This window comes from Roseibium aestuarii (assembly GCF_008477545.1).
GTDB classification, from domain to species: domain Bacteria; phylum Pseudomonadota; class Alphaproteobacteria; order Rhizobiales; family Stappiaceae; genus Roseibium; species Roseibium aestuarii.
This window is the reverse complement of sequence record NZ_VORA01000001.1, coordinates 303,911-323,196: the sequence shown is the minus strand read 5'-3', so window position 1 is coordinate 323,196 and position 19,286 is coordinate 303,911. Positions and strand designations below refer to the sequence as shown.

The 19,286-nt window shown below is 64.3% G+C and carries 16 protein-coding genes; 4 read left to right on the top strand and 12 right to left on the bottom strand.

Translation table 11 applies throughout. The features are described 5' to 3' along the window. The first annotated feature begins 17 nt into the window (after positions 1-17). Entirely contained in the window at positions 18-263 is a 246-nt protein-coding gene (locus tag FR728_RS01425) for a DUF6460 domain-containing protein (protein WP_149890881.1), read from the top strand. Between the two features lie 72 nt (positions 264-335). Here the strand turns inward: FR728_RS01425 and FR728_RS01420 are convergent, their stop codons facing one another. The 5 genes from FR728_RS01420 to FR728_RS01400 all read right to left on the bottom strand — a co-directional run bounded on the left by FR728_RS01420 (position 336) and on the right by FR728_RS01400 (position 6,454). Further along, positions 336-1,157, bottom strand: a complete 822-nt coding sequence (locus FR728_RS01420; RefSeq protein WP_149890880.1) for an ABC transporter permease — start codon at positions 1,155-1,157, stop codon at positions 336-338. Beyond that, positions 1,154-2,077: an ABC transporter permease subunit gene (locus FR728_RS01415; RefSeq protein ID WP_149890879.1), complete on the bottom strand. Its 924-nt coding sequence runs from the start codon at positions 2,075-2,077 to the stop codon at positions 1,154-1,156. The genes FR728_RS01420 and FR728_RS01415 overlap by 4 nt, the downstream gene beginning before the upstream one ends. A 22-nt stretch (positions 2,078-2,099) precedes the next feature. Continuing rightward, complete coding sequence (locus FR728_RS01410) at positions 2,100-3,269, bottom strand: ABC transporter ATP-binding protein (RefSeq protein ID WP_149890878.1); 1,170 nt, start codon at positions 3,267-3,269, stop codon at positions 2,100-2,102. Between the two features lie 560 nt (positions 3,270-3,829). Beyond that, positions 3,830-4,918, bottom strand: a complete 1,089-nt coding sequence (locus FR728_RS01405) for a polyamine ABC transporter substrate-binding protein (RefSeq protein WP_149890877.1) — start codon at positions 4,916-4,918, stop codon at positions 3,830-3,832. 150 nt (positions 4,919-5,068) lie between these two features. After that, positions 5,069-6,454, bottom strand: a complete 1,386-nt coding sequence (locus FR728_RS01400) for a glutamine synthetase family protein (protein ID WP_149890876.1) — start codon at positions 6,452-6,454, stop codon at positions 5,069-5,071. Positions 6,455-6,815: 361 nt separating this feature from the next. Here FR728_RS01400 and FR728_RS01395 point away from each other — a divergent pair, with 361 nt between their 5' ends. The 3 genes from FR728_RS01395 to FR728_RS01385 all read left to right on the top strand — a co-directional run bounded on the left by FR728_RS01395 (position 6,816) and on the right by FR728_RS01385 (position 10,713). After that, positions 6,816-7,574, top strand: coding sequence for a GntR family transcriptional regulator (locus FR728_RS01395; protein ID WP_149890875.1), 759 nt, complete (start codon positions 6,816-6,818; stop codon positions 7,572-7,574). A gap of 345 nt (positions 7,575-7,919) precedes the next feature. Further along, positions 7,920-9,287, top strand: coding sequence for a glutamine synthetase family protein (locus FR728_RS01390; protein WP_149892138.1), 1,368 nt, complete (start codon positions 7,920-7,922; stop codon positions 9,285-9,287). A gap of 34 nt (positions 9,288-9,321) precedes the next feature. After that, positions 9,322-10,713, top strand: a complete 1,392-nt coding sequence (locus FR728_RS01385; protein WP_149890874.1) for an aspartate aminotransferase family protein — start codon at positions 9,322-9,324, stop codon at positions 10,711-10,713. Positions 10,714-10,893: 180 nt separating this feature from the next. On the opposite strand, the gene FR728_RS01380 is transcribed toward FR728_RS01385, so the two are convergent. From FR728_RS01380 to FR728_RS01350, 7 genes are all read right to left on the bottom strand, one after another. Further along, the gene (locus FR728_RS01380) at positions 10,894-11,427 is read right to left on the bottom strand and encodes a DUF934 domain-containing protein (protein ID WP_149890873.1); all 534 of its coding nucleotides are present in this window, start codon (positions 11,425-11,427) and stop codon (positions 10,894-10,896) included. Positions 11,428-11,478: 51 nt separating this feature from the next. Next, complete coding sequence (locus tag FR728_RS01375) at positions 11,479-12,240, bottom strand: phosphoadenylyl-sulfate reductase (RefSeq protein WP_149890872.1); 762 nt, start codon at positions 12,238-12,240, stop codon at positions 11,479-11,481. Next, entirely contained in the window at positions 12,227-13,885 is a 1,659-nt protein-coding gene (locus FR728_RS01370) for a nitrite/sulfite reductase (protein ID WP_149890871.1), read from the bottom strand. The genes FR728_RS01375 and FR728_RS01370 overlap by 14 nt, the downstream gene beginning before the upstream one ends. 116 nt (positions 13,886-14,001) lie before the next feature. Beyond that, a complete protein-coding gene (locus FR728_RS01365) occupies positions 14,002-14,301 on the bottom strand; it encodes a DUF2849 domain-containing protein (protein WP_149890870.1) in 300 nt (99 codons plus the stop codon). Positions 14,302-14,312: 11 nt separating this feature from the next. Next, positions 14,313-15,758: a siroheme synthase CysG gene (gene cysG, locus FR728_RS01360; RefSeq protein WP_149890869.1), complete on the bottom strand. Its 1,446-nt coding sequence runs from the start codon at positions 15,756-15,758 to the stop codon at positions 14,313-14,315. 276 nt (positions 15,759-16,034) lie between these two features. Further along, a complete protein-coding gene (locus tag FR728_RS01355) occupies positions 16,035-17,753 on the bottom strand; it encodes a methyl-accepting chemotaxis protein (RefSeq protein ID WP_149890868.1) in 1,719 nt (572 codons plus the stop codon). 237 nt (positions 17,754-17,990) lie between these two features. Further along, a complete protein-coding gene (locus FR728_RS01350) occupies positions 17,991-19,157 on the bottom strand; it encodes an acetyl-CoA acetyltransferase (RefSeq protein WP_149890867.1) in 1,167 nt (388 codons plus the stop codon). Between the last annotated feature and the right edge of the window lie 129 nt (positions 19,158-19,286).

The following is a 19,286-nucleotide window of genomic DNA, read 5'->3' as shown; positions in this document are numbered from 1 at the left end:
CCCGGAGTTTTTTCCTCGTGTCCAACTTCCTGCTGACGATCCTGCGCCTTGCAGGCTTCTCCCTGTTCGTCGGGATCGGCCTGTCCATCTTCGGCCTGAGCGCGGAGGACCTTCTGGCCCAGATCGGCCTGACTCCGCTGGATGTCTGGATCTATGTCCTGAACTTCGTCGACTGGGCCATCCCCACCATGGTGCTGGGCGCGCTGATCGTGGTGCCGATCTGGCTGGTCATCTTCCTGCTTCGCCCGCCCGGCACGGAGTGACCCCGTCCCCCACATGAAAACGGGGAGCCGAAGCTCCCCGTCCAGTCATCGGATCATGTGGCCAGAGGGGCCTCACCCTTGCGCGATGGCCGCACGCTCGTCGCGCTGGCGCTGCTGCTCGCGGCGCTTGGTGGTGATGGACGCGGCGATGACGCCCACGGTCACCAGACCCACCAGGATCGTGCAGACCGCGTTGATCTCCGGGGTCACGCCAAGGCGGACCTGCGAATAGATCTTCATGGGCAGGGTCGTCGCGCCGGGACCGGTGGTGAAGCTCGCGATCACCAGGTCATCGAGCGACAGGGTGAAGGCCAGCATCCAGCCGGCCACCACCGCCGGGAAGATGAGCGGCAGGGTGATCAGGAAGAAGGTCTTCAGGGGCGGGCTGCCCAGATCCTCGGCCGCTTCCTCGATGGAGCGGTCGAAGCCGACCAGCCGCGACTGGACCACAACGGCCACGTAGCACATGGCGAAGGTGGTGTGGGCGATCATGATCGTCCAGAAGCCGCGCGACTGGTCGATGGCCACGAAGAGCAGCAGCAGGGACAAGCCCAGGATCACCTCAGGCATGACCAGGGGCGCGAAGATCATGCCGGAGAACATGCTGCGTCCCGGGAACCGGCCCGAGCGGTTGAGCACGAGGGCGGCCATGGTGCCCAGCACCGTGGCGCAAGAGGCGGAGAGGAAGGCGACCTCAAGGGTGACCTTCGCCGCATCCAGAAGCTGGGTGTTGCGGAAGAGCTCGCCATACCACTTGGTGGAGAACCCGCCCCAGACCGTGACCAGCCGGGATTCGTTGAAGGAGAACACCACGAGCAGCACGATCGGCAGGTAGAGGAACGAGAAGCCGAGCACCAGGGACGTGACGTTGAACCAGGACGGACCGTTTCTCATGACTGCCTCTCCTGCAGTTTCTGCTGGTGGTTCTGGAAGAGTACAATCGGGACGACCAGAAGCAGCAGCAGCAGCACCGCCACCGCCGACGATACAGGCCAGTCGCGGTTGGCGAAGAACTCCACCCACAGGGTCTTGCCGATCATCAGCGTGTTGGACCCGCCGAGCAGATCCGGGATCACGAATTCACCCACCGCCGGAATGAAGACGAGGAAGCAGCCAGCCACGACGCCCGGAAGCGACAGGGGGAAGGTGATCTTCCAGAAGGCCTGCCAGGACGGGCAGCCGAGATCTTCGGCGGCTTCGAGCAGGGTCTCGTCCAGCTTCTCCAGGGTGGCATAGAGCGGCAGCACCAGGAACGGCAGGTAGGAATAGACGATGCCGATATAGACCGCGATGTTGGTATTGAGGATCACCAGCGGCTGATCGATCACGCCGAGCCAGAGCAGGAACTGGTTCAGCAGGCCCTCGTTCTTCAGGATGCCGATCCACGCATAGACGCGGATCAGGAAGCTGGTCCAGAAGGGCAGGATGATCAGCATCAGCAGCGTGGCGCGCCAGGCCTTGGGCGCCCGGGACATGCCATAGGCGATCGGATATCCCACCAGCAGGGCAATGAAGGTGGAGATCGTCGCGATGACCACGCTGGAGAGATAGGACTTCCAGTAAAGGTCGTCCTCGGTCAGCCAGAGGTAGTTGTCGAAGGAAAACTGCGAGACGCTGTCCACCAGCCCGGCCCAGCCCTCGGCCAGATCGAAGGCCGGAAGATAGGGCGGGATCGCCACGGCGACCTCCGACAGGGAGATCTTGAAGACGATCAGGAAGGGCGCGAGGAAAAAGACCAGCAGCCACAGATAGGGGACTGCGATCAGGGCCCAGGACCCAAGCGACCGACGGGGCTTTGATTGTGATTGGCTCATGGCCGCACTCCTTGCTCCCGGTTCAGTTGGTCAGGATGACGCCGGCGTCGCGGCCCCAGCTCAGGGTCACCTTGTCGTCCCAGGTCAGCGGACGTTCCACCAGACGGGTGACGTTGGCGACAGTCGAGCGGATGCTGACCCCATTACCGTTGCCCACGTGGGAGTGGAAGATCGACACATCGCCCATGTAGGCAATGTCCCAGATTTCCCCGTTGGTCTGATTGACCGCCGTGGTGCCTTCGGCGTGTTCGGTCTCGCCCAGTTCGATGCGGATCTTCTCGGGCCGCACCGCATACCAGACCGTGTCGCCGACAGCGGCCGTCGTGGTCTGGGAGGTCTCGATCTGGCAGCCGAGAGCCACGGCCTGCATCACGGTACCATCCTCGGAGGTGGAGACCACACGGGCTTCCATGAGGTTGATGTCGCCGATGAAGTCGGCCACGAAACGTGAATTCGGGGTCTCATAGATTTCGGCCGGGGTCGCGACCTGCATGATCTTGCCCGCATCCATCACCGCGATGCGGTCGGCCACGGTCATGGCCTCTTCCTGGTCGTGGGTCACGATGAGGAAGGTCGTCTTCAGCTCTTCCTGAATGTTCATCAGCTCGAACTGGGTTTCCTCGCGCAGCTTGCGGTCCAGCGCGCCGAGCGGTTCGTCGAGCAGCAGGACCTTCGGCCTCTTGGCGAGGGCGCGGGCGAGCGCCACGCGCTGGCGCTGACCGCCGGAAAGCTGATGCGGCTTGCGCTTGGCAAAGGGCTCGAGCTTCACGAGACGCAGCATCTCCGCCACGCGCGCCGCGATGTCCGCCTTTGCCATGCCGTCCTGCTTGAGACCGAAGGCAATGTTGCCTTCCACGCTCATGTGCGGGAACAGCGCATAGGACTGGAACATCATGTTGGCCGGGCGCTTGTAGGGCGGTACACCGGCCATGTCCTGTCCGTCGAGAAGGATCTGGCCCTCGGTCGGGCTCTCGAAGCCGGCGAGCATGCGCATCATGGTCGTCTTGCCGCAGCCCGATCCGCCGAGCAGGGCGAAGAACTCGCGCTCGTAGATCTTGAGGCTGAGGTTGTCGACCGCCGTGAAATCACCGAACCGCTTGGTCACATTGCGGAATTCGATGAAAGGCTTCGCCGAACTGTCTTCCCACGGAGTGAATGTCCGGCGAACCGGCCCGATCGCTTTCTTAGCCAAGTACCCTACCCCCTGCTGCGCAGTCTGCAGCCAAGACCTGTCGTTCCGGCCCCATCCTGGAAGGCGGAGGGGCCCTGCCGTGCATTTCGTCGGATGACCGGTCGCGCTGCCACCGCAATACCGCCTTCCGAACCTGTCGGGGCGAGTGCGGACCGTGCGCGACGGGCAGTCTCCACTCGGGCATGGTGCCCCATCCCGAGGCTTTTGCGGAAGGAAAATTTACGGATATTCAGTGATCCCGACAAGGACAGGCCACGACGGACCCGAAACGGTCCGGACCTGCATCAGCCCGAGATCTCCCCGCGAGATCCTGGCTGGCCGGGCTTCCCCATTTCCCATTCCAGTCGGAGTACGCGCAAACCTCGGTCCGGGTTGCCCGGAAAACGGGACGCAATAGGCCCCGGAGAGCGTCTGTGCGAAGGCACGCGTGTCCAGTCTGTCTACCAGGCGTCCCCGGATATCCGATGGCTTTGAACCGGAGCGCACCGGAGCCGCCGGAGCGTGTGGCGACACCTGGAGCGGATCCGGCGCGCGATCGCTCGCGCGCCGGGCCACAAGCCTTACTGGCCGCTCTTGAGCGAGGTCCAGACCTTGTTCTGGACGCGGCTCACCTTGGCCGACTTGGTCGACACGGTGTAGAGCTTCTTCACGGTCTCTTCGTCCGGATAGATTGCCGGATCTTCGAAGACTTCCTTGTCGAGAAGCTCCTGGCTGTCCTTGTTGCCGTTGGCGTAGAACACGTAGTTCGAGGCCTTGGCGATCACTTCCGGACGCATGATGTAGTCGAGGAACTCGTGGGCTTCGTCCACATGGGGGGCATCCGCCGGGATGGCCATGTTGTCGAACCACATCAGGGCGCCTTCCTTCGGAATGATGTATTCCACGGTCACGCCGTTGTTGGCTTCGGCCGCACGGTCACGGGCCTGCAGCAGGTCACCCGACCAACCCACGGCCAGGCAGATGTCGCCGTTGGCGAGAGCGTTGATGTACTCGGAGGAGTGGAACTTGCGGATGTAGGGGCGAATGGTCTTGAGCAGCTCGCCAGCCTTCTCGATGTCCGCCGGGTCGTTGGAATCCGGATCCATGCCCATGTAGTTCAGGGCTGCCGGAACGATTTCTTCCGGGGTATCGAGGACGAAGATGCCGCAATCGGCGAGCTTGGCAGCGTTTTCCGGCTTGAAGACCAGATCCCAGCTGTTCAGCGGTGCATCCGGCAGGGCAGCCTTCACCTTGTCGACGTTGATGCCGATGCCGGTGGTGCCCCACATGTAGTTGATGGCGTAGTCGTTGCCGGCGTCATACTTCTGCAGACGGGCCTCGATGTCCTTCCACATGTGCGTCAGGTTCGGCAGCTTCGACTTGTCGAGCTTCTGGAAGACACCGGCCTGGATCTGACGGCCGAGGAAGGTACCGGTCGGAACGACCACGTCATAGCCGGTGCCACCGGCCAGCAGCTTGGTCTCGAGGACCTCGTTGCTGTCAAAGACGTCATACTGGACCTTGATCCCGGTTTCCTTGGTGAAATCCTCAAGGATGGATTCGTCGATATAGTCGGACCAGTTGTAGACGTTGACCACTCGGTCCTGGGCATGGGCAGACACACCCATGAGGCCAAGAGCTGCAACGCTCATCATCAGAAACTTGTGCATCTCAAACTCCACTCAAGAAGGACTGTTGCCCGCCGTTGTCGGCTTGTTGTGGCTTTTGCTCGGCGGCCGTCTACCGCCGAACGCTAAGTCAAAGGCCCGCTCCCTTCAAGACGCGATTTGCGTCACACCGAGCCTGAATTCCGTGCTGACCTAAAGGTAGGTCTGTCGTTCCAGCGAGGAGATTTCGCGACCGAACTCGTTGAGCTCCTCCCGCTTGATCTCCGTGAGAACCTTGTGCATTTCCGGTCCCACCGCGGTTTTCATCCGCTCCGAGGCGGCGAAAGCGTCGATCGCCTCGTCCATCCAGGGCGTCAGGCGCTTGTGGGTCGCCTCATAGGCATTGCCGATGACCGGCGGCGGAGCTGGCTGCCGGCTTTCCAGCCCTTCCAGCATTCCGGCCAGCACACCAACCAGAACAAAATAGGGATTGGCGTCGGCGCCGGCGATTCGGTGCTCGATGCGGGTCGCCTCGGCGCTGCTGGCAGGCACGCGCAGGGCGACCGAGCGGTTGTCGTATCCCCAGCAGATGGACGTCGGCGCGTAGGATCCCGGCTGCATCCGGCGGAAGCCGTTGAAGGTCGAGGTGAAGAGCAGAAGTGCCTCGGGCATGGTCTTCAGCAGGCCGCTGATGGCATGGCCCAGACGGGTGCTGCCTTCGTCGGGACAGGCGAAGATGTTGCCGTTCTTGTCCTCCATGGAGACATGCACGTGCATGCCGTTGCCCGGCCATTCCACGAAGGGCTTGGCCATGAAGGACGCCTTGAGATTGTGCTTGCGCGCGACACCCTGCACCAGGCGGCGCAGCAGCACGGCGTCATCGGCGGCGCGCAGCGGATCGCGGCGGTGGTGAAGATTGAGCTCGAACTGACCGGGCGCGGCTTCGGACACGGCGGCGTCGGCGGGAATGTTCTGCAATTCGGCTGCCCGGCGCAGGTCGTCGACCAGCGGCATCAACGCCTCCAGATCAGACAACGCATACATGTTCTGGCGTGCCGGCCCGAGATGGGTGGAGAAGAGCGGCTTGGGGTGATCCCCCCACCCGCCTTCGGATTCCTCGAGAAGATAGAACTCCAGCTCGAAGGCACAGGTGGCCGAAAGCCCGTGCTGGGCCAGCCGGTCGCACATGCGCTGAAGCACATGGCGCGGATCCATCATGAAGGGCGCACCGTCCCGGTCATACATGGAAAGAAGGACCTGCGCCGTCTTGCGGTCGGTCCAGGGCACCAGCTTCAGGGTTTCGGGGATCGGCCAGCACAGGGCGTCCCTGTCGCCCGTCTCGATGTGCATGCCGGTGCTCTCGACCTCGCGGCCCCAGACATCCAGCCCGAAGAGCGAGAAGGGAAAGGCCACGCCTTGTTCAAAGACCTTGCGGGCCGCACTGCCGGGAAGCCACTTGCCGCGCAGCACGCCATTGGTGTCGGGAAGGACGACTTCCAGCGTGTCCAGGTCGGGATGCTCTGCCAGAAAGGCTTCGACGCCCTGCTTCCATCCGGACTCGTCAGGGTGTTCGAGAGTGAGTTGTGGCAGATCCACCATATGAAGGCCTGTTCCGCTGTTCTTGTCTGTTGCTTCTGCGTCTTGCCCCTGCCCGAAGGCGTGTCGGGAGTGCCCGCATCGGACGTTTTTTCCGAGAAGGCTCTCAAGTTGTGATCACAAAGAAAGGCCCTGTCAAGTTTTAGGCCTGCCTAAAGGAGAGGCGATCAGGGTCACGGCGCCGGAGTTCCAGGCCATTGCCAGGACCCGTCTCAGGGGTGACGGTCAGTCCTGGAGCGCAAGAACAATAGGGAAGAAACGGCAAGATCCGTAGACAAATCGGCTGGCCTTCTGTCAAATGAGGGCAAGACCGCCTCATGGCGTGAAGCAATCCGGCTCTCACGTCCAGCCTGCAAGGAGTTGAATGGAGCCGTCGCATAAGCCCGCTGCCCCGCCGACCGGCAGCACCTCCCCCAGTGGCAACGGCGAACGCAAGTCTGATCCCTCCGTCCCGGGAGCAGCTCCCGCCGGCACCGCGGTGCCGCGTGGCGCGACCCGTGCCCAGGTGGAACAGGCCATCCGCTCCTCGCTCCTGACAGGACGTTTCATTCCCGGCAAGGCCGTCACCCTGCGCGGCCTCGCCGCCGAACTCGGGGTCAGCCCGATGCCGGTGCGCGAGGTGATCCAGCGGCTGGCCGCCGAACATGCGCTGGTGGTCAAGTCGAATGGCCGGGTGCAGGTGCCAGAGATGACCGGCGCCCGGTTCGACGAAATCCTCAAGGCCCGCCTGCTGCTGGAACCGGAAGTGGCCGCCATGGCCCTGCCGAACCTCACCAAGGCGGATGCGGACCGGCTTCTGCGCATCGATCTGGACATCGACAGGTGTCTGGGAAGCGGTGACGCGGTCGGCTACATGACGCTCAATCATCAATTCCACTTCCACATGTACCGGGCTTCCGGCTCGCAGATCCTCCTTCCCCTGGTGGAGAGCCTGTGGCTGCAATTCGGCCCCTACATGCGGATGGTCTACGGCCGGGTGGGCACTGCCAACCTGGTCGACTGGCACAAGCAGGCCCTGCGGGCGATCGATACCCGCGACGCCACCGCCTTGCGCCAGGCCATCGCCTCCGACATTTCGGATGGCATGGGCATGCTCGGACGGGACGGTCTGCCCAACCCCTGAGCGCGCCGGATGGCTCAAAAGACGGCGCACCCCGGATGGTCCGGACCGCGATGTGCCTCACCTGACCTCCGGATCAGACAACACGACCTTGCATTTTTTGTGATCACAAATTATGGCTACTGTCATGCCGATGCCTTCGGGCTCGCTCCTTGCTGCAAGGATCACGCCTTGCGCGAGGGTGCGGCACCCGACCGGGACACCGGTGATGCAAGGAACTGGAAGACCTCACGGCCCGATCCGGGCGCGACAGGCTCGCGACCGGCAGGCTGATAAACAGCACGAACTGGAGCTCTGCACGTGACGACCGATTCCTTGCCCTCCTCTTCTTTCTCCTCCGATTCCGCCATGGAAAGCCTGCGCGGTGTTGCCGACGAGGACGCCGCCCGCAGCTGGCTGCATGCCCGCAACATCCAGGACATCGAGTGCATCGTGCCCGACCTCTCCGGGGTCGCACGCGGCAAGATGATGCCGACGGAGAAGTTCTTCTCCGGCCCGGTGATGACCATGCCGGCCTCCATCTTCGCCCAGACGATTTCCGGCAACTATCCGGAAGACGACGACCGCTTCCAGCACAACCCGATCGACGGCGATCTCTACTTCCGGCCGGACTACTCGACCCTGACCGCCGTGCCGTGGGAAACCGACCCCACCGCCCAGCTGATCCATGATGCCTATTCCCGCGACGGTTCGCCGGTGGAAACCGCGCCGCGCAACGTGCTGCGCCGCATCCTGTCGCTCTACGAGGACAAGGGATGGAAGCCGGTTGTGGCGCCGGAAATCGAGTTCTACCTGGTCAAGCCGAACACGGATCCGGACTACCCGCTGGAGCGCCCGACCGGCCGGTCCGGTCGCCCGGAAGTGGGCCGCCAGTCCTATTCCATCTCTGCCCTGAACGAGTTCGACGATCTCATCGACGACATCTACGACCTGTCCGAGAAGCAGGGCCTGGAAATCGACACGATGATCCACGAGGAAGGCGCAGCGCAGATGGAAATCAACCTGCGTCATGGCCATCCGCTGGAACTGGCCGACCAGGTGTTCCTGTTCAAGCGCACCATCCGGGAAGCGGCCCTGCGCCACGACATGTATGCGACCTTCATGTCCAAGCCCATGTCGAACGAGCCCGGCTCCGCCATGCACATTCACCAGTCGGTGGTGGACATGGAAAGCGGACGCAACATCTTCTCCGATGCGGACGGCAACGAGACGAGCGACTTCCGGGCGTTCATCGCCGGCTTCCAGACCTACCTGCCGCAGGTCACGTCGCTCATGGCGCCCTACGTCAATTCCTATCGCCGCTTTGCCCGCAACTCGACCGCGCCGGTGAACGTCTACTGGGGCTATGACAACCGGACCGTGGGCCTGCGCGTGCCCTTCTCCAATGCCCAGGCGCGCCGTCTCGAGAACCGCGTGCCGGGCTCCGACGTGAACCCGTATCTCGCCATCGCCGCCTCGCTGGCCTGCGGCTATCTGGGCATGACCAAGGGTCTGAGCCCGGACGAGCCCCAGGCAGGCGACTGCAGCGACAAGCAGAAGGCCCTGCCGCGCGGCCTGACCGAGGCGCTTGCGCTCTGGGAAAGCAGCCAGGAGATGGTCGACGTGTTCGGCGAGCGCTTCGTCGCGACCTATCGCGCCATCAAGCAGGAAGAATTCGAAACCTTCATGTCCGTGATCAGTCCGTGGGAGCGGGAATACCTGCTTCTCAACGTCTGATCCGGGCGACATCCACCGTATCCGGAGTATCTCAATGACCGCGGTGTCCAACATCTATCCCACTGCCGCCCTGCGCGCGGCCGATGCAGCCCACCACATCCATCCCTTCAGCGACACGAAGGAGCTGAATGCCGAGGGCAGCCGCATCATCACGCAGGCAGACGGTGTGTGGCTGACGGACAGCGACGGCAACCGGATCATGGACGGCATGGCCGGCCTGTGGTGCGTGCAGGTTGGCCATGGCCGCAAGGAAATCGCCGACGCGGTGCACAAGCAGATGTGCGAGCTGAGCTATTACAACACCTTCTTCAAGACGACCCACCCGCCGGTGGTCGCCCTTGCCGAGAAGCTGGCCCAGCTTGCGCCTGACCACATGAACCGGGTGTTCTTCTGCTCCTCCGGGTCGGAAGCCAATGACACGGTCTTCCGCATGGTGCGTCACTACTGGGCGCAGATGGGCAAGCCGGAGAAGCAGGTCATCATCGGCCGCTGGAACGGCTATCACGGCTCCACGCTCGCCGGCACCAGCCTCGGCGGCATGAAGGCCATGCACGGACAGGGCAACCTGCCGGTGCCGGGTGTCCACCACATCGACCAGCCCTACTGGTTCGGTGAAGGCGGCGACATGAGCCCGGAAGACTTCGGCATTGCGGTGGCCCGCAAGCTGGAGGAAGCCATCGACCAGATCGGCGAGGACAAGGTGGCTGCCTTCATCGCCGAACCGATCCAGGGGGCCGGCGGCGTGATCATTCCGCCGGAAACCTACTGGCCTGAAGTGAAGCGCATCCTCAAGGAGCGTGACATTCTCTTCGTCGCGGACGAGGTGATCTGCGGCTTCGGGCGGCTGGGAAGCTGGTTCGGCTCGGATTACTACGACCTCAAGCCGGACCTGATGCCCATCGCCAAGGGCCTGTCCTCGGGCTATCTACCGATCGGCGGCGTGATGGTCTCCGACCGGGTGGCCGAGGGCATCATCGACAAGGGCGGCGAGTTCTACCACGGCTACACCTATTCCGGTCACCCGGCCTGTGCGGCGGCAGCGCTCGCAAACCTGGAGATCATGGAACGGGAAAAGCTGGTGGAGCGGGTTCGCGACGACATCGGCCCCTATCTGCAGAAGCACTGGCAGGCGCTCGGCGATCATCCTCTGGTGGGCGAAGCCCGCATGGTGGGTCTGGTCGGCGCGCTGGAGCTGGTGCCGGTCAAGGGCGACCGCACGAAGAAGTTTGCCGACGAGGGCACGGTCGGGACGATCTGCCGGGACATCTCGTTCAAGAACGGCCTCGTCATGCGCGCGGTCTCCGACCGCATGATCATCTCCCCGCCGCTGGTCCTCTCCCACGAGGAAGCCGACCTTCTGGCCGCGACCGCCAAGAAGACGCTGGACGAAACTTATGCGGAGCTGAAGCGCACGGGCCGGATCTGAACAGCGGGGCTGCCGGGCCTGACCCGGCACTCCCCCCCGTGACCCTTCCCCTCCCCGCAGCGTCTCGCTTCAACGCGAGGCAAGGGCATGACGGATGAGAGGGGGCTGATTGCAGCAAGCGGAAACCAGAAAAGCCCGCCGGATGGCGGGCTTTTGTTTTTTCAGACAGAGGCGCCGGAGTTATTCGGCCGCCTGGCTCTGGCTGCGAACGGGCTTGCGGGCCCAGGGTCGGGTGCCCGCAGGAATTTCCGCGACCGAGCCGACCGGCTGGAGATAGTTCGTGACCTCGGGCCACTCACCTGCTTCCAGCGCTTTCAGGACTTCGGGTTTGGTGATCTCGAAGCTGGTGACGCCACAGCGGCGCAGCATCGGCACCTGATCGAGAATGTATTTGCCGAGCGCCCGGATATCCCCCTCGTAGCCCAGATGCTCGCGCAGAACGCGGGCCGCCGAGAAGCCGCGGCCATCGGAGAAGGCCGGGAAATCGACCGCGATCAGCGGGATCGCATCCAGATGCCCGCCGAGCAGTTCCACATCCTCGCCGGGCGCGATGACCACGCCGAAGGCGCGGGTGTTGCCAGCGAAACGTTCAGGCGCCTCGAGATAGCGGCTCAGAGGAACGAGCAGGTTGCCGGTTTCCGGCAGCTCATCCTCGAGACCGATCCGCGTCCAGTCCTCGTCGCGGAAACCGCCGTTTGCAAAGATCTTGGTCATGTCGTTCATCGCGTCCGTGTCGCGGGGCGCCCTGGCCCCCTTGTTCTCATCTCAGATGCCGCTGCCATCCACTTCGCGCCCATGGGTCGCGATGTGAATGCCGCACTCGGTCTTGTCCTGTCCGCGCCAGCGTCCGGCGCGCGGGTCCTCTCCCTCGGCCACCGGCGACGTGCAGGGCATGCAGCCGATGGACGGATAGCCCTTGGCCACCAGCGGATGGGCCGGCAGATCATGCTCGCGAGCATAGGCGAGGATATCCTTCGCGTCCCAGCCCGCAAGCGGATTGACCTTCACCCGGCCGTCCTCGATCTCGAACACCTCGAGCCGGGCGCGGGTTGCGCTCTGGAACCGCTTGCGTCCGGAGATCCAGGCGCCGAAGCCCGCAAGGGCCCGATCCAGCGGCACGACCTTGCGGACGTGACAGCAGGCGTCGGTATCGCTCATCCAGAGCATCCCTGCCGGGTCGACCTCGGAGAGGTCAGCCCGTGTGGCCCGCTCGGAGCGCACGTCGGTCAGGCCGAGGCGCTCCGCCAAGAGATCCCGATAGCGCAGGGTATCAGGAAACAGCTTGTTGGTGTCCACCATGATCACCGGGGTCGACGGGTCGACCTGGGCCACCAGATGCAGGAGCACCGCGGAATCCGCGCCAAAGCTGGAGACCATCGCGATATTTCCGGCAAAGCCTTCGGAGATCGCGAAGCGCAGGATGTCGAGGGCGGACGCGTCGGCGAACCGGAGGTTCAGCGCCGCGACCACGTCTGCAAGCGGATTGTCGGCTCCCTGCGAGGGAGCCCAGGCTTCAGCCAATGCCATAGAGGGCCTCCTTGAAGGGCTCCTCCCCGATCCGCCGGTAAGCGTCCAGGAAGGTCTCTTCCTTGCTCGTGCGCAGGCCGAGATAGGTGTCGACCAGGGTTTCGATCGCGTCCACCACCGTCTCGGAAGAGAAGCCGCGACCGACGATCTTGCCGATCGAGCTTTCCTCGTTGGCGGAGCCGCCGAGGGTGATCTGGTAGAACTCCTCGCCCTTCTTCTCCAGGCCGAGAATGCCGATGTGGCCGACATGGTGATGTCCGCAGGCGTTGATGCAGCCGGAGATCTTGATCTTCAGCTCGCCGACCTCTGCCTGACGTTCCGCATTGCCGAAGCGCTCGGAGATTTCCTGGGCGACCGGGATGGAGCGGGCGGTTGCCAGGGCGCAATAGTCCATGCCCGGGCATGCGATGATGTCGGTAATCAGACCAGCATTGCCTTCCGCCATCTTGTGCTCGACCAGCACGTCGAAGAGCGCGGGCAGGTCACGGATCGCCACATGGGGCAGGATCACGTTCTGCTCGTGGGAGATGCGGATCTCGTCATGGCCATAGCGCTCGGCCAGATCGGCGATCACGTCCATCTGGGCGTCAGACGCATCGCCGGGAATGCCGCCGATGGGCTTCATGGAGATGGTCACGCTGACATGGCCCGGAACCCGGTGCGGGTTCAGGTTGTGGGCAACGAACTGGGCAAAGGCCGCATCGGAAGCCTTGCGCGCTTCAACAGCAGCATCGGTCACCGCGAGAACTTCCAGGGTCGGCGGAGCGAAATAGGCCTCGATGCGATGGACTTCCTCTTCCGGCAGACGCAGCACCCCGTGGCGGATCTTGTCGAATTCCGCCTCGATGTCGGCCTTCAGCTCCTCCAGACCGGTCTCGTGGACCAGGATCTTGATGCGGGCCTTGTACTTGTTGTCGCGGCGGCCATAGCGGTTGTAGACGCGCAGGATCGCTTCCGAATAGGCCAGCAGGTCCTCTTCGGGCAGGAAGTCGCGCACCTTGCGGCCGATCATCGGCGTGCGGCCGAGACCGCCGCCGACGAAGACGACGAAGCCGATCTCGCCGGCGTCGTTGCGGGCCAGCTGCAGGCCGATGTCATGCACCTGCACGGCCGCACGGTCATGGGGCGCCCCGGTGATGGCGATCTTGAACTTGCGCGGCAGGAAGGTGAATTCCGGGTGGATCGACGACCACTGGCGCAGGATCTCCGCATAGGGGCGCGGGTCGGCGATCTCGTCGGCGGCAGCTCCGGCGAAATGGTCGGCAGTCACGTTGCGAATGCAGTTGCCCGACGTCTGGATGGCGTGCATCTCGACCTCGGCCAGCTCCTGCAGGATGCGCGGCGTGTCTTCCAGACGCGGCCAGTTGAACTGGATGTTCTGGCGGGTGGTGAAGTGGCCGTAGCCCCGGTCATAGGTGCGGGCGATATGGGCCAGCTTGCGCATCTGCCGGCCGTTGAGCGTGCCATAGGGAATGGCGACGCGCAGCATGTAGGCGTGAAGCTGAAGGTAGAGACCGTTCATCAGGCGCAGGGGCTTGAACTCGTCCTCCGACAGCTCGCCGGCCAGACGGCGGCGAACCTGATCGGCGAACTGCGCCGTGCGCTGGTCCACGAACTCCTGATCGAATTCATCGTAGCGGTACATGTCACTTCCTCTCCGCGCGGGCGCTGCCTTGGCCTCTCGATGGCGGCGCGGCCCTCAGATACAATCTCGTGCAAACGCGGCGCGTCCCGCCGCGTGTCAGTCTTTTCGGCTCGGCCTCAGGCGGTTGCCGTGCGGGCCTGCTTGCCCAGGTGGGGCAGAACGGTGGGGCCGGCGGCGCGAATGATCTCGCGCAGGCGGACCGGAACGACGCGTCCGTCCTCGACGGTGACGTCGATCTCATAGACGTCCACCATCACCCGGTCAGCGAGGGACTGGCGTGCCACCTCGAGGGCTGCGGCGAGCTCGTCGCTTCCTTCCAGAACACGGGCCTGAGAGAGAAGCTCCACCCAGGAGCCATTCTCGCCGAGCCAGACAACTTCTCCGTCCAGCAGACGGTTACCGGTAATTACCTTCATGGCCTCTCTCCTCAGGCGGCATGGTTTCGTGCAAGTGCCACCGCCGCGATGGGCTCGGCACCGGCCAGTGCGGCATGTCCAACGGCGTCCCCGATGACCATGAGCACAGGCCCGTCAATATCGTCGCGCCCGGACAGGGCGCCGAGATCGGCCAGCGTTCCCAGGAACTGGCGTTCCTCGGCGCGGGCCGCGTTTTCAATGATGGCGACCGGGGTTGCCGGGCGCATGCCGGCCTCGATGAGGCGGCGGGACACGTCGGAGGCGACCGTGCGCCCCATGTAGACGGCGACGGTCGCCCCCTTGAGCGCCAGACCGGCCCACTCGGGCAGAGTTTCCGACCTGGCGTTGTGACCGGTTGCAAAGACGAGGGTCGAGGCCACGCCGCGAAGGGTGAGCGGGAGCTGGGCCGAGGCAGCGGCCGCGAAGGCTGCCGTCACGCCGGGGACCACCTCGAAGGGCAGATCGGCGGCCCGCAGGGCGTCCATTTCCTCGGCCGCACGGCCGAAGATCATCGGGTCGCCGGACTTCAGGCGCACCACCTTGCGGCCTTCGGAGGCCAGCTTGACCAGAAGACCGCAGATGTCCTTCTGGGAGACCGAATGATGGCCCTTGCGCTTGCCGACGGAGATGCGTTCCGCATCGCGACGCCCCATGGCGACGACCGCGTCGGGCACCAGGGCGTCATGGACGATCACGTCCGCTTCCTGCAGCAGCCGCTGGGCCCGCAGGGTGAGCAGGTCCTCGGCACCGGGGCCTGCGCCCACGAGCCAGACGAAGCCGTTGTTCTCGGCCTCCCCGTTCAGCAGGCGCTGCGCCTCCTGACGGGCCGCGCCAAGATCGCCGCCGTGCACGAGGCTGGCGACGGGACCGGCGAAGAAGCGGGCCCAGAAGCGACGGCGCGCGGCGCCGTCCGGGATCATGGCCGCTGCCGCATCGCGCAGGGATTCGGCCAGACGGGCCAGATCACCGGTGGTGCGGGGCAGCATCGCCTCGATGCGCGCGCGGATGTGGCGGGCGAGAACCGGCCCCACACCCGTGGAGGTGATGGCCACGGCAATCGGTGCGCGGTTGACGAGGGCGCCGGTGTAGAACTGGCAGAGATGGGGCTTGTCGACCGCATTGGCCGGCACGCCGAAGATCCGCGCGGCCTCGACGACGGCCCGGTCGAGCGCTTCGTCCTCGCGGGCGGAAAAGACCAGAACGGCACCATTGAGGTGCGCGGGACGGAATTCCTCGGCAATGTGCCGGGCGCCCACCTTCTCCATGACCTCGGCGAGCTCGGGCTCGATCTCGGCGGAGATCACTTCGATGCGGGCGTTGGTTTCGCCCAGCAGACGGACCTTGGCCGCGGCCTCGCCGCCATGTCCGACCACGCAGACGCGCTCACCCGCCACCTTGAAGAAGGTCGGGAAGACGTCGAGCCTGGATGCAGAACTGTCGCGGTTGCCAGCGGCCATGTGATCCTCTTTCGCACACGGGGTTCGGAGTGACCTCAATGTAGCGAAGACGCGGCGTTTTCTGCGGGCACGGCGTTTCAAAGAAACCGGACGGGAGAGAAATGATTTCCGTGAAACCGCATTCGCTCAAAATCCGCGCGGTTCCTCACGGTTTCGCGAGCGCTCCGGCCCCTCCGGCCGGGCTCTCGTCGGGAAGGACATGGTCCATGACCGGAATGCAAAAAGGCCGGCGCCCCTCAAGGACACCGGCCTTCTGACGTTTCCCTGACGCCCGGATCAGGCAGACAGGCTGCTGATGAACTTCTCGATCTGATGGGTCAGCCCCTGGGTCCGCTGGGAGACCGCCTGAACCGCACCGGTCACATGGCTGGCCGCCTCGGTGGTCTCGCCCGCATTGCCGGCAAGGCCCGCCACGGCCGCATTGGTGGTCTGGGTGCCGTTGGCCGCCTCGTTCACGCTGCGCGAAATCTCGTCCGTTGCAGAGCTCTGCTCGGTGACGGCGGAGGCGATGATGGTGGTCTCCTGGGAGATCTCGCCCATGATGCGGGCAATTTCCTGGATCGATGCGGCAGCATCCCCCGTCGCGCTCTGGATCTCCGCGATCTGCGCGGTGATGCTCTCGGTCGCCTTGGCGGTCTGGGTGGCCAGCGCCTTGACCTCGTTGGCCACCACGGCGAAGCCCTTGCCGGCGTCTCCGGCGCGGGCGGCCTCGATGGTCGCATTCAGCGCCAGAAGATTGGTCTGTTCGGCGATGGTCGAGATGAGCTGCACCACTTCGCCGATTTCCTCGGCCGCATCCGACAGCCGGGCCACCTTAACGTTGGTCTGCTGGGTCGTCTCGGCGGCTTCGGCCACCACATTGGTCGTGACACTGAGGCGACGGTTGATTTCCTCGATGGAGCGGGAGAGCTGGTCGGTGGCGGCGGCAACCGCCTGGACGTTGTCGAGGGCAACCTGGGAGGCCTGGGCCGCGTCGCGGGCGTTGCCGTCGGTGTTCTCCGCCAGACGGGCGAGACCGGTCGCCGTCGATTCCAGGCGCTGCATGTTCTCGTTCACCTGGCCGATCAGGCCGTTCACCTCATTGCGGAACTCGGCGACGATCGCCTCGCGCTGGCGAAGACGCTGACTGCGGGCCTGTTCTTCGTGCAGGGCCGCGGCCTGAAGCTGCTCGCGCTCGGCCGCCTTGTCGCGGAGGATGAGGATGGACTTCGCCACATTGCCGATCTCGTCTTCCCGGCGGCTCTCCATCAGCTCGCCGGTGTAATCGCCTGCGGTGATGCGGTTGAGGGCCTGTGCCAGCTTGCCCAGCGGCGCCAGACCAAAACGATAGATACCGGCGCACAGCGCGGTCAGCCCGACGAGCACGACGACGATGTTGATGACATTCATCCAGGTGGCATCGCGTGCGGCGCCGAGGCTGAGCTGCGCCTCCTCGTCGAGCACGGCGCGTTCGCGAGCCAGCACCTTCACCTGATCTGCAAAGACCTTGTCCACTTCCTCGGTCAGGCTGCTGGCGGCTTCGTCGAAGCTGCCCATGAAGGCATTGCCGGCTTCAGGTCCGCTCTGCACATAGGCTTCGGCCATGGTGCGGCCGGCAGCGTAATAGGTGGGAAAGAGGCCGCGGATCCGATCAATCCCGGCGACCACATCCGCATAGCCCAGATCCGAGGCCAGCTTGCGGGCGGCAGCGCTGTCCTTTTCGAAGGACTGGGCGAACTCGGCGGCGAGATCGAAGCCGTCATTCAGCCCATCGAGACCACGGGTGGCGGAAATATCCGTCAGCCACTGCTGCACCTGCACGATGTCGAAGCGCATGGCCTGAAGCTGGACCGCGAGATCGATGACGCCGCCTGAGAAGCGACGGGCCTGCTGCTCCAGCTCCTGATTGGAACTGCGCAGTCCATCCAGCATGTACAACTGACCGGCGCTGCACAGAGCCACCAGCGCAAACACGGAAGCTGCCGCGATGACCAGCTTCGCCTTCAATGTCTTCATTCACTCGATCCCGCGTCTGGCGAAGCTGCTTTCCACAGACCCGCACCATCGCCGACCCTCGCGGGTCCGCCCATCCGCTTCCTGAGTGAACCTGACAGTGTAACCGGGCAGTTAATTACCCTGCGAAATATACGGATTAATCCGCCGAGTAAGTATTTTCCCGAGCAAGAAAAAGGCCCCGCAAATGCTTTTGCGGGGCCTGGCAACACATAGAAATATTCAGATCTGACCAGCCGATTACCGCAGCGCCTGCAGGATCGAGACATAGTTGGCGACCGCAGCCCCGCCCATGTTGAAGATCCCGGCGATCTCCGCATTCGGGATCTGCAGACCGCTGGCCTGCCCGGTCAGCTGCATGGCGGAAAGCACATGCATGGACACACCGGTGGCGCCGATGGGGTGGCCCTTGGCCTTCAGGCCACCGGACGGGTTGACCGGCAGCTTGCCGTCCGGCTCGGTCCAGCCTTCCAGGATCGCGCGGGCGCCCTGGCCTTCCGCCGTCAGGCCCATGGCTTCGTACTCGATCAGTTCGGCAATGGTGAAGCAGTCATGGGTTTCCACAAAGGACAGGTCTTCGAGGGCGAGACCCGCATCGCCGAGCGCCATGCCCCAGGCCTTGGAACAGCCCTCGAACTTGAGGATGTCGCGGCGGGACATGGGCAGGAAATCCTGCGCATGGGCATGGGCGCGGAAGGCGACGGCCTTCTTCATGCCAAGAGCGGTGGAAGCATCGGTCAGGACGAGGGCTGCGGCACCATCGGAGACCAGCGAGCAGTCCGTCCGCTTCAGGGGGCCGGCGACGAAGGGGTTCTTGTCGGATTCCTCGCGGCAGAAGTCGAAGCCCAGGTCCTTGCGCATCTGGGCGAGCGGGTTGGACACGCCATTGCGATGGTTCTTGGCAGCGATCCGGGCCAGCGCATCGGACTGGTCACCGTATTTCTGGAAATAACTCTCGGCGATCTTGCCGAAGACCCCTGCGAAGCCTGCCGGGATGTCACCGTCTTCCGGCAGATAGGAGGCCTTCAGAAGGTTCTGGCCGATCTGCGGCCCCGGGGTCGTGGTCATCTGTTCCACGCCGACAACCAGAACGACACGCGCGTCCCGGGATTCAATGGCGCGCACGCCCTGATGCACGGCGGCGGAGCCGGTGGCGCAGGCATTTTCAACGCGGGTGGCGCGGGTGAAGCGCAGGGCAGGATCGGCCTGCAGCACCAGCGACGCGGTAAAGTCCTGGGCGGAGAAGCCCGCATTGAAGTGACCGAGGAAGATCTCGTCCACGTCAGAAGCCTCGATGCCGGCATCTTCCAGGGCAGCGCTGGCGGCCTTCACGATCAGGCTCTCGACAGTGTCTTCGGCGTGCTTGCCGAACGGCAGATGGGACCAGCCCACGATAGCGGTCGTCATGCGTTTTCCTCCCTCAACGAGTGGCGGCGGACCGCCCTCAAAGCATGTTTCGGCCGGAGGCTACGCCGCGCGAGGCGCGAAGAAAAGACCTGCAAACGGCCAATGGACGGTTCTTGTCCAGCGCCAAGA